The sequence below is a fragment of the Micromonospora sp. ZG13 genome (assembly GCF_059359355.1).
Window position 1 is genome coordinate 170,759 of the sequence record NZ_JCADBQ010000011.1, and the last position, 11,030, is coordinate 181,788.

Here is an 11,030-nt window from a genome sequence, read left to right on the forward strand (position 1 = left end):
CCCCTGGCGACCGGCCGTGACCGAACCGTCGCCGTCGCGCCGACCCCATTGCGGATGTGACCCAGGTCGCCCTAGTGTGGCGCGAATCGAGCTTCATTACCCGCCGGTAGGAGTAGCGTGGACAACTCCGACACCCCCGTGCGCCACGTGCTGTTCCTCAACTGGCGCGACACCGCCAACCCCGAGGGCGGCGGCTCTGAGGTCTACGTCGAGCGCATCGCCGCCGAACTCGTCGCCGCCGGGCACCGGGTCACCCTGCTCTGCGCCGCGCACGACAACGCCGGCCCGGCCACCACCACGCCCGAGGGCGTACGCGTGCTGCGGCGCGGCTCCCGGATGACGGTCTACACCCGGGCGGCGCTGACCTGCCTGGCGGGCCGGTTCGGCTTCGGCCCCCTGAGCCGGCGTGGTCTCGGCCGGCCGGACTTGGTCGTCGACGTCTGCAACGGGGTGCCGTTCTTCGCCCCGCTCTACGCCGGTCGGCCGGTGCTCGCCCTGGTGCACCACGTGCACCGGGAGCAGTGGCCGGTGGTCTTCGGTCCGGTGATGGCCCGGCTGGGCTGGTGGATCGAGTCGCGGCTGGCGGTCCGGCTCTACCGCCGCTGCCGGTACGTGACGGTGTCGGAGGCGAGCCGCGCGGAGCTGGCGGCCCTCGGGGTGGACGCGGACCGGATCGACGTCGTGCCCAACGGGACGCCTCCGGTGACCGGCCCGCCGCTGCCCCGCACGCCGCACCCGTCGCTGCTGGTGCTCGGCCGGCTGGTGCCCCACAAGCGGGTGGAGATCGCCCTGCGTACGGTGGCCGAACTGGTCACCGAACTGCCCGACCTGGAGCTGGTGGTGGCCGGCCAGGGCTGGTGGACGCAGCCGCTGCGGGAGCTGTCCGAGTCGCTCGGCATCGCGAGTCATGTCCGGTTCACCGGTTTCATCAGCGAGGACGAAAAGCACGCGGTGCTCTCGTCGGCCTGGCTCGCGCTGACCCCCTCGCTCAAGGAGGGCTGGGGCCTGACCATCGTGGAGGCCGCCGCCCGGAGCACCCCCACCGTCGCGTTCCGCTACGCGGGCGGCGTCGCCGAGGCGATGGTCGACACCGAGACCGGGCTCCTCGTCGACGACGAGCCGGAGTTCACCGCCGTCGTGCGCGAACTGCTCGCCGACGACGTGCGGCGCAAGGCGATGGGTGAGGCCGCGCTGCTGCACGCGTCCCGCTTCAACTGGACGGCCACCGGGGCGCGGTTCGCCCACCTGGTGACGCAGGTGACCGCCCGCCCCTGAGCGCGCTCCCCGGCCGACGCCGGAGACGACGAAGGGCGCCCGCGTCAGCGGGCGCCCTTCGTGCGTTGGTTCAGCGCGTGCCGTACAGCGGAGCCTCGGTTCCCTGCTCACTCACCTTGGTGTTGGCGGCCTCCTTGGCGGACGGGCTGAGCGCATTCGCCAGTCCGACGCTCCCGAGCAGGCCGAGCACGACCCCGAGTACCCCGACGGCGACGAACGCGGGCAGGTTCCTCATCCACCTTCTCCTTCCGCGGGACTCGCGTGCCGGGACGCTACCACGCGGTAGCCTGCCCGCGCAGCGCCCGAAAAAACGATCCCCACCACCACCGTTCCAGTCAAGAGGTGCGCCCACCCCACCGGGCCGGGCCGGGCCGGGGCTGGCGGCGGCGTCCAGTCCGGGTTCTCGTAGAGGGTCAGCTCCGGTCCCGTGTGGACGGTCCGCAGCCCGACCAGCGCCGCCGGGGCCGGGGGCGGGCCGGCCGCCCGCTGCACCAGCACCCACCGGGAGCCGGTGCTCGACAGGGGCGCACCGGCGGCGAGCACCTCGCGTACCCGGGCGGCACGGCGGTCCTCGCCGGCCACCGCCAGGTCGCCGACCCGCAGCGTGTCGTCGATGAGCACCGGCACGGCGAGGTACCGAGGCGCCGGATCGATCACCACCTGCCCGTGGTTCCACGGATGGCTCTGGTACTCCTGGAACGGCAGCGAGATCACCTCGCCCGGCCGCTGCGCGGTCAGCCGCGCCACCGTCGCCCAGTCCGCCGGCCAGGCCACCGGGTGGAGCCGGCCGACGCCGCCGAAGGCCAGGTCGGGCAGGAGCGCCACCGGCAGCAGCGCCGCGCCGACCAGCGTCACCGCGGCGGTCGTCGCGTCGAAGCGGGCCGCCAGCCGGTCCGCGATCCGTTCCGCGCCGAGCGCGCCGGACACCGCCAGCGCCAGCGCGTACGGCACCAGCAGCTTCTGACCGTCGCGGAACAGGCCGGCGCCGGGCACGTTGGCGACCAGCCAGCCGAGCAGGTCCGCGCCGCCGGGCAGCACCCCGAGCGCCGCCGCCAGCCACGAACCGGCTGCGAGCAGGCCGAACCGGCCGACGGCCGACGGCGGCCAGCGCCGGCACAGCAGCGCGACGCCGTACCCGACGACGGCCAGCAGCAGCACCGTGGCCAGCGGCACCAGCACGACCGCCCGGGAGGCGGGGGTGCTCTGCCCGTTCCAGATGCCGCCGGTGCCCGCCAGGGCCGCCAGCGGGCCGGCCCAGTTCTCCGCGCGCGCGGCGAACGCCACCACCCCGGCGGGATCGGACCGACCGGCGTCGGCGGTGACGAACCCGGCGACCAGCCACGGCGCGTTGAGCAGCATCGTCAACCCCACGCCAAGCGCCGTCGACCGGGCGGCCGCCGGGTAGCGCCCGGGCAGCAGCACCGCGACCGCGGCCAGGGCGAGCACCCCGCCGGTGGGCGTGATCGCCGACGCCGACGCCGCGAGCAGCAGCCGGCGCAGCCCGCCGCGGCCCGCCCGCACGTCGAGCGCCGCCCGCACCAGCCAGGGCAGCGCGGCGTACGCGACCAGCAGCCCCCACTGCCCGATGAGCAGCCGCTCGGCGAGGTACGGCGTCCAGGCGTACCCGACGGCGGCCACGACCCGTACCGCGACCCGGCCGGTCGGCACCAGCCGGGCGGCGCCCAGCGCGGCCAGGTACACGATCGCGCACAGCACCAGCCGTTGCAGCAGCCAGCCGGGCACCACCTGGCTGGCCAGCGCGACCACCGCGTCCTGTGGGACGGCCCGGGGCAGCGCGGTGGCCGGGGCGATCGCCTCCCAGCTCAGCGCCTGCCGGGGCACGAAGACCATGTCGTAGCGGAGCACGTAGCCGGGCAGGGCCAGCGGAGCGAGCACCACCACCGTCACGGCGGCGGCCACGCCGTGCGGCACCAGCCGTTCGCGCATCCCTGACCTCACCACTGCCCGGGCGCGACGACCGCCGCGCTGGTGGCGGCCACTGTACGCGGATCTGCGCGCGGGGACCGAACCATCCGTTGGCCTGATGGGAACAGCGGTCGGCGGTGTGGCAGTCTTCCCGCCATGGCATCGACCGGGTCCGAAAGGGCCGCCCAGCCTGACGAGAGCGGACTGATCGGCGGCTGGGTACGCGCCGACCCGGTACGGGCCATCGGCGTCGCCATGATCGTGGCCAGTCTGGTGTGGCGGGCGCAGCTCGCCTCCCGGGGCCACCTCGCGGTCGACGACTGGGTGTTGGTCTCCCGGGCGGCGGAGGCCGACCTCACGCCGGGCTTCCTGCTCACCCTCTACAACAACCACTTCATGCCGGCCGCCCTGCTGCTCACCTGGGTGGTGACCCGGGTGGTCGGCCTCGCCTACTGGCCGTACGTGCTGCTGATGACCGCCGGCCAGGCGGTACTGGCGGTGGCTTTCTTCCGGCTGCTCCGCACGCTCGTCCGGCCCGGCCTGGCACTGCTGGTGCCGCTCGCGATCTTCCTGTTCAGTCCGCTCACCCTGGAGGCCGGCACCTGGTGGGCGGTGGGCGTGAACATGGTTCCCATGCAGCTCGCCATGGTGCTGGCGATCGGCGCCCAGCTGCGCTATGTCCGCACCGGTCGCCGCCGGCACCTGGTCGGTCTGGCCCTGGCGGTGGTGTTCGGGCTGCTCTTCTTCGAGAAGGCCCTGCTGGTGGTGCCGCTGGTCTTCCTGTTCACCGCGTGCCTGCTCGTCGACGGCCCGCCGGTACGGGCGGTGTGGGACACGGTGCGCCGCTACTGGCCGTCGTGGGCGGTGCTCACCGCCGTCTCGCTGAGCTTCGCCGGGCTCTACCTGACCCGCTCGGAATCTTCGCTGCGCCAGCCGGACTCGCTGAACGAGGTGTTCTCGTTTCTGTGGCAGATGCTCGGCTCGACCGTCGTCCCGGGCCTGCTCGGCGGGCCGTGGGCATGGATGGCGGCGGGCGACGGCGCCCCGGTGACCGCGCCACCGGAGCTGGGCCGATGGCTGTCCTGGGCCGTCTTCCTGGCCCTGGTCGTGCTGACCGTACGCCTGCGGCGCACCGCCGGGCGCGCCTGGGTGCTGCTCGGGGCGTACCTGGCCCTCGTGGTGGCCCTGCTGGGCGCGACCCGGCTCGGCTCGGTCTACAGCGACGTGGCCGGTTCCGTGCCCCGGTACGTCACCGACGTGGTCGTGGTGGCCGCGCTCTGCGTCGGCGTCGCGCTGCTCGGCCTGGCTGCCCCGGTCACGGGGCCGGCGGACGGTACGACGGGGCACCCCGCGGACGGGGAGCGAGAGGCGGGCGACCGGCGGCCGGAGTGGCTGACCCGGTACCGCGAGACGGCCAGCACCCTGATCGTCGTCGTGCTGCTCGCCGGGGGTCTGGGCACGGCCTGGAGCACCGCACGGTACGGCGACGAGTGGGCCGTGAAGCGGGGCCTGGCCTACCTGAAGACCGCGCGTGCCGAGCTGGCCGCGGCCCCGCCCGGCACGGTCTTCCTCGACCGGCCCGTCCCCGAAGGCGTGGTGCCCAACCTGTCCGCGCCGTACAACCGGCAGTCGAAGTTCTTCCAGGCGCTGGAGGACGGCCCGGTCTTCGTCACCGGGGCGGAGGAGCCGGCGATCTTCGACGACCAGGGACGCATCACCCCGGTCCGGGTCGACGGTCCCGCCGTCCCGCCCGGCCCCGACGAGGGCTGCGGTTACAAGATCCTCGGGGGGCAGACGATACGGCTGCCGCTCAGCGCACCGCGCGACGACTGGTTCTGGGTGGTCCGGGTCGGCTACCTCAGCTCCGCCGACTCCACCGCCGTCTTCCGGCTCGGCAGCAGCGCCCGGGAGTTCCCCGTCAAGCAGGGCCTGCACCAGTACTTCTTCGAGTTCACCGGCGGCGGCGACACCGTCGAGCTGACCGTCCCGCGCCACGGCGTGACGATCTGCACCAACGAGGTCGTCGTCGGCACTGCGGTGCCGCAGCAGTGAGCCTGCCGGGCACGGTCACTCGGGACGGAACAGCACCGAGTTGACGTAGCGGGGGCGGGGCCAGAGCACCCGGCGGGCGAAGCTCTGCCCGACCCGGGCGATCGCCGCGCGCTGGTGCCCGCCGAGGTCGAAGTCGGCCAGGGGCACCCAGTCCCGCCCCGGCAGCACGTACCCCCGGTAGCCCCAGCCGGCGAGCAGTTCCAGCAGCGGGCCGACCGGCTGGATGCGCTCTTCCACCTCGATGAGCAGCACCGGCCGGTCCCGGCGGACCGTCTCCGCGGCGCCCCGCAGCGCCGGCAGCTCGTGTCCCTCGATGTCCAGCTTCACGAAGCGCACGTCGGTCAGGCCGAGCGAGTCGAGCGTGATCCGCCGGACCTGCACCGGGTCGCCCTGCCGCGGGTCCTCCAGCGAGGAGGTGCCGACGATCGCCCCGCCCTCGGGCAGGTAGAGCGACGCGGTGCCCTCGTGGTCCGACACGGCCGCCTCGACCACCTCGACGGCCGGGAACGCCGCCCGCAACTGTCGGGCCAGCGGCGGGGTGGGCTCCACCGCGACCACCCGGTCGGCGCGCCTGAGCAGTCGCGCCGTCCACGGGCCGTACCAGGCACCGACGTCCACGGCCGTGCCACCGCGCGGGACGAAATCGGCCAACCGGGCCAGCTCCGGCTCCACCCGGGGGTAGACCCGCCGGATCGCGGCCGCGACGAACCGTTCGGGAAGGACCGAGGCCAAACCGGAGGTGGCTGCGGAGGCCACGTGCGTCGACGCCATGGGCCAGCACACTAGACGCCTCCCGGCCCGTTGGGCAGGGGGCTGACGCAAGACCCTACTGACCGGTACCGTCACCCGGGGTCGGGCCCGTTCCGGCCGCTCCGCCGGCCGCGACGCGTACCGCCCGCGCCGGACAGCAGCGCGACATGGGGTGACATGACCCGGACGACGGGCAGCGAGGCCGGAGCCGTCCGGCTCGGCGCGGCGGGCACCGCCGTCATCGTCGCCACCATGCTGACCAACGCGCTGGCCTACCTGGTCCCGGTCCTCGGGGCCCGCCGGCTGGCCGCCGCCGAGCTGGGCGCGCTGGCCACCGCGCTCGCCCTCGCCGCCATCGCGGCCGTGCCCGGCTTCGGGCTCCAGATCGCGGTGGCCGCGCACCGCGCCCGGTGGGGCGCCACCAGCGTCGCCCGCCTCGCGCTGCGCACCGCCGCGCTCACCGCCGGCGTCACCGCGCTGGCCGCCCCGGTGCTCAGCGCGGCACTGCGCCTGCCGGTGGCGCTGACCCTGCTGCTCGCGGCGACCACGTTCGCCACCGTGCTGGCCGGCCGGTGGCTCGGTGAACTCCAGGGCGACCAGCGGTTCCTGCACCTTGCCGCCGCGATGACCGTACTCGCCGCCGGCCGCTACGGCGGGCTCGTGCTCGGGCTGGCCCTCGGCCGGGGGCCGGTCGCCTGCCTGCTGCTCGCCACGCTCACCGGGCTGGCCGTCCTGCCCCTGCTGGCCCGTCTCGCCCGCCCGGTGCGGCCGGCCCCGCGCACGGGCGCCCCGGCCGCCGTGGTGGACCGCCGGCTGACCGCCAGGCACGTCATGACGGCGTGCGGCGCGTCGTTGGCGATGCTCACCATCTCGTACGCCGACCTGATCCTCGCCCGCCAGCTGCTGCCCGACGACGCCTCCGGCGGGTACGCGGTCGGGTCGGTGCTCACCAAGGGCGCGCTCTGGGCGCCGCAGGTGGTCACCGTGCTGGTGCTGCCCCGCCTCGCCCGGGGCGACCGACGGGCCCGGGTCGCCGCGCTGGGGCTGATCCTGGCCTGCGGCGCGGTCCTGGTCGGCGCCGCCGCGTTCGCCGGCGAGCTGGCGTTCCGCCTCGCCGGTGGGGCGGACTACCTGCACCTGGCCGGCGCGGCACCGCTCTTCGCCGCCGTTGGCGCCCTCTACGCGGTGGTCTTCATGCTTGTCAACGACCAGGTGGCGACGGGTGCCCGGTGGCCCGCCGCGCCGCTCTGGGCGGCCACCGCCGTCCTCGCCGGGACGGCCCTGCTTGTCGCGCCGCGCACGGTCGAGGGCGTCCTGGTCTGCGCGCTCGCCACCGCCGTCGCCACGGCCACGGTGATGGCCTGGCTGGCCTTCCGCCGCCCCTCGGCCGGCCCTGCCCGACCCGGCGGCTCCTGAGATGCCGGCCGCGGCGGTCAGGTTCCGGCGGCGAGCCAGGAGTGCAGCAGGTGGTGGTCGATCGAGTCGACGCGGCCCAGGGGCCGTCCGGCGGCCGCCCGCTCGCGCAGCTCGTCCCGGGTGAACCAGCGCGCCTCCAGCAGTTCCTCGCCGTCGACCCGCACCTGCTCGGAGGCGGCGGTGGCGCGGAAGCCGACCATCAGGCCGGCCGGGAACGGCCACGCCTGAGATCCCACGTACGTCACGTCGGTCACCGTCACGCCGGCCTCCTCGGCCATCTCCCGCCGGACGGCGTCCTCCAGGCTCTCGCCCACCTCGACGAAGCCGGCGAGCGTCGAGTACGACCCCTCGGGTGCGCCCGCGTGCCGGGCCAGCAGGCAGCGGTCGGGGGCGCCGGGCGCCTCGATCAGCACGATGACCGCCGGTTCGATCCGGGGAAAGAGGAGCCGGCCGCAGTCCGCCCGCGCGCACGAGCGCACGTGTCCACCGCCCCGGGCCACGGTCGACGCCCCGCACGTGCCGCAGAAGCGCTGCTGCCGGTGCCAGTGCAGCAGGCCCCGCGCGTACGCCTGGACTGCTGCCCCGGCCGGGTCGAGCCGGCCGACGAGCGCCCGGACGTCCACGGCCGCCTCCGCCCCCGCCACCTCGACGGCGGCGGCCTCGGGCAGCCCGGAGAGGTCCACGGCGAAGACGGCCGAGCCCTCGTCCATGCCGAGGAAGACCGTCTCGTCGGCGACGGCGAGCGCCCCGGCCGCCCGTTCCCCGTTCAGCCGCACCGGCGCGTCCCCCGCGACCAGGCAGCGGTCCCGCCAGAGCGGCAGCAGGGTGCTCGCCGGGTCCGCCAGCAGTGCGGCGAGCCGTTGCTGGTCGGTACGCAGTTCCCCCGCCCGGTCCAGCCAACCGCCCCCGTACGCGAGGACCGCCTCGTCCGCTTTCATGCCCCTACCGTGCCATGCCCGCCGGCCCGGCCGGCGGCCGGCCGGTGTTCCCCGACACGCCGGACGACACGCCGTACGCGACGGTACGGGCGGAGGCTGCCGCCCCGCCGGGGCGCCGGTTACCGTAGGTGTCTTCCGGGCGGAGGTGTGCTCCCCCGTTGTGGTACGTCCGATCGAGGTGACCGTGACGCTGTACGGCGAGAAGCCCCCACCCGCCGACGACCGGCCCACCGTGCAGGTGACAGCCGTGACCTGGCCCGGTGACGAGCCGGAGCCGGTCGCGCCGGCAGCCGGGCCGGGCGGCTCACGGTCCCGCCGGTTCCGGCTGCTGCTGGCCGCCGGGGTCGCCACGGCGGTGCTGGGTTCCCTGGCCGGGGCGGGCGCCTACGCGTACGCCGGTGACGTGCCGCGCGGGACGACGGTGCTCGGCGCGGAGCTCGGCGGCCGGAGCCGCGCGGACGCCGCCCGGGAGTTGCGGGCGGAGCTCGAACGCCGCGCCGCCGCCCTGAACGCCCCGCTGTCGGTACGCGTCGGCGAGCGGACCGCCACGATCGACCCGGCCGCCGTCGGCCTGGCGATCGACGTCGACGCCACGGTGGCGGCGGCGGCAGAGGCCGAGGCGCACGCGGTCGACCGGCTCGTGGGGTCCCGGGCGGTGCAGCCCGTGGTGGCCGTGGACACGGCCCGCCTCGACGCCGCCCTCGAGAAGGTCGTCGGCGACCAGGGCCGGAAGATGACCATGCCGGCGATCACCTGGAAGGGCACGACGCCGAAGGCGGTGCACCCGAAGCCGAGCCTCGCGCTCGATCCGGAACGCTCCGCGCAGGTGGTGCGGGAGGGCTGGCTCGCCGGGCAGCCGGTGACCGTGCCGCTGGTCGAGACGCACCCGGCGACCAGCGCCGAGGAGGTGGACCGGCTCGTGGCCGAGCTGGCGAAGCCGGCCGTGGCCGCCCCCGTCACGCTGACCACCGGCAAGGGCTCGGTGCAGGTCCCGCCGAAGGCGATCGCGAAGAGCCTGCGGTTCACGGCCGACAAGGCCGGCAAGCTGACCCCGCAGGTCGACGTGAAGCGGCTGCGCGCCGCGCTCGGCGGCGAGCTGGCCGCCATCGAGGTGCCGCCGAAGGACGCGCGGATGACCATCTCCGGCGGCAAGCCGAAGGTCGTCGAGGGCAAGCCCGGTCAGCAGCTCGACAGCGAGGCGCTCGGCCGCGACCTGCTCGCCGTCCTGCCGAAGGCGGACGACCGGAAGGTCACCGGCGAGCTGAAGCCGGCGGAGCCGGAGCTGACCGCGGCGAAGCTGGCCGGGCTGGGCATCAAGGAGCGGGTTTCCACCTTCACCACGCGGTTCACCGGTGGGCTCTCCTCGCCGCGCAGCCAGAACATCGTCACGATCGCGAAGGACGTGGACGGCACGGTGGTGCTGCCCGGCGAGACGTTCTCCCTCAACGGGCACACCGGCGAGCGCGGCTACGCCCAGGGCTACCGGGACGCCCCGGTCATCCTCGACGGCAAGCTGGTCCCCGGGGTGGGCGGCGGCACCTCGCAGTTCACCACCACGCTGTTCAACGCGACGTACTACGCCGGGCTGGAGGACGTCGAGCACAAGCCGCACTCGTACTGGTTCAGCCGGTACCCGGCGGTCATCGAGTCGACCATCTTCTGGCCGGACCTGGACTTCAAGTTCCGCAACAACACCGAGCACGGCGTACTGATCGACACCTCCTACACGTCGAATTCGATCACCGTGTCGATCTGGAGCACCAAGATCTGGGACAGCGTGAAGACCGAGTACACCCCGCGCCGCAACATCACCCAGCCGAAGACGGTCTACCTGGAACCCGGCCCCACCTGCATCCCGGCGAGCGGCAGCCAGGGCTTCACCCAGGACGCCTTCCGGGTGTTCAAGAAGGACGGCAAGGTCGTGAAGCGGGAGAAGTTCACCTGGCGCTACTCCGCCGAGCCGCGCTTCATCTGCGGTCCCGAGCCGTCCTGACGGCCGCCCGACTCACGCTCGGAGAAGCCCCGCCGGCCAGTCGCCGGCGGGGCTTCCTCCTGTCGTACGCGCACCGCGTCGCGGCCCCGGTGGTGTGACCGCCGGTCCCTACGCCTGCCCACTCGGCGACGGTCCCGGTCGTGGCTGCCGAAAGCGTGCCGCAGCGAGTCGGTGTATCCCTCGGGCAGATGCGCCGGGTCGCCGTCCCAGCGGATCGGCACACCCACCCCGCGGCCACCAGCTCGTCGTCGTCGAGCAGCACCAGCTCCAGGTCGGCGAACACCTCCCGTACGCGACCGAGATGACGACTCGCCTGCCGGTCGGCGCCGATGAAGGCCGGCCAGCCACCGGAGAACAGCCGCTGCATCTGGTCGTCGGGCCGGGGCAGGGCCTTCATGGGTTCCACGACGGTCCGCACAGCGTCCTCCCCGAGACGGCCACGCGTCCTTGTCGCTGGTCGACAGGTCTACGCGTTCCGTTTCTTGGCGGTGGTCGGTTTCCTCGTGGTGGTCGGTTTCCTCTTCTCTCGGCTTGCCCGTGAGCCGCGAAAAGGCCCGTAACGCAGTTCAGGGTCACCCCGAAGGGTGACCCTGAACCGAAATATTGTCCGGCGGTGTCCTACTCTCCCACACCCTCCCGAGTGCAGTACCATCGGCGCTGGAGGGCTTAGCTTCCGGGTT

Annotated in this window: 8 protein-coding genes and 1 rRNA gene; 4 read left to right on the plus strand and 5 right to left on the minus strand. The window is 74.5% G+C overall.

Annotated features, from left to right (window positions below; genetic code table 11):
• The first annotated feature begins 117 nt into the window (after window positions 1–117).
• Entirely contained in the window at window positions 118–1,275 is a 1,158-nt protein-coding gene (locus tag AC5L34_RS21985) for a glycosyltransferase family 4 protein (protein ID WP_441176834.1), read from the plus strand.
• Window positions 1,276–1,345: 70 nt separating this feature from the next.
• Here AC5L34_RS21985 and AC5L34_RS21990 read toward each other — a convergent pair whose 3' ends face one another.
• Together AC5L34_RS21990 and AC5L34_RS21995 are read right to left on the minus strand one after the other, a co-directional pair.
• The gene (locus AC5L34_RS21990) at window positions 1,346–1,510 is read right to left on the minus strand and encodes a hypothetical protein (RefSeq protein WP_157747273.1); all 165 of its coding nucleotides are present in this window, start codon (window positions 1,508–1,510) and stop codon (window positions 1,346–1,348) included.
• Window positions 1,507–3,222: an MmpA family trehalose lipid delivery protein gene (locus tag AC5L34_RS21995; RefSeq protein ID WP_494826760.1), complete on the minus strand. Its 1,716-nt coding sequence runs from the start codon at window positions 3,220–3,222 to the stop codon at window positions 1,507–1,509. The genes AC5L34_RS21990 and AC5L34_RS21995 overlap by 4 nt, the downstream gene beginning before the upstream one ends.
• 135 nt (window positions 3,223–3,357) lie before the next feature.
• Here AC5L34_RS21995 and AC5L34_RS22000 point away from each other — a divergent pair, with 135 nt between their 5' ends.
• The gene (locus AC5L34_RS22000) at window positions 3,358–5,253 is read left to right on the plus strand and encodes a hypothetical protein (RefSeq protein ID WP_494826762.1); all 1,896 of its coding nucleotides are present in this window, start codon (window positions 3,358–3,360) and stop codon (window positions 5,251–5,253) included.
• A gap of 15 nt (window positions 5,254–5,268) precedes the next feature.
• On the opposite strand, the gene AC5L34_RS22005 is transcribed toward AC5L34_RS22000, so the two are convergent.
• Window positions 5,269–6,024: an FkbM family methyltransferase gene (locus AC5L34_RS22005; RefSeq protein ID WP_494826764.1), complete on the minus strand. Its 756-nt coding sequence runs from the start codon at window positions 6,022–6,024 to the stop codon at window positions 5,269–5,271.
• Between the two features lie 156 nt (window positions 6,025–6,180).
• Between AC5L34_RS22005 and AC5L34_RS22010 the strand changes: the two genes are divergently transcribed.
• On the plus strand, window positions 6,181–7,419 hold the full coding sequence (locus tag AC5L34_RS22010) for a polysaccharide biosynthesis protein (RefSeq protein WP_494826766.1): 1,239 nt from the start codon (window positions 6,181–6,183) through the stop codon (window positions 7,417–7,419).
• 17 nt (window positions 7,420–7,436) lie between these two features.
• Here AC5L34_RS22010 and nudC read toward each other — a convergent pair whose 3' ends face one another.
• On the minus strand, window positions 7,437–8,357 hold the full coding sequence (nudC, locus tag AC5L34_RS22015; RefSeq protein ID WP_441176830.1) for an NAD(+) diphosphatase: 921 nt from the start codon (window positions 8,355–8,357) through the stop codon (window positions 7,437–7,439).
• Between the two features lie 178 nt (window positions 8,358–8,535).
• Here nudC and AC5L34_RS22020 point away from each other — a divergent pair, with 178 nt between their 5' ends.
• On the plus strand, window positions 8,536–10,350 hold the full coding sequence (locus tag AC5L34_RS22020; protein WP_441176829.1) for a VanW family protein: 1,815 nt from the start codon (window positions 8,536–8,538) through the stop codon (window positions 10,348–10,350).
• 605 nt (window positions 10,351–10,955) lie between these two features.
• Here the strand turns inward: AC5L34_RS22020 and rrf are convergent.
• Window positions 10,956–11,030: ribosomal RNA gene (gene rrf, locus AC5L34_RS22025) — 5S ribosomal RNA — on the minus strand; the annotation flags it as partial.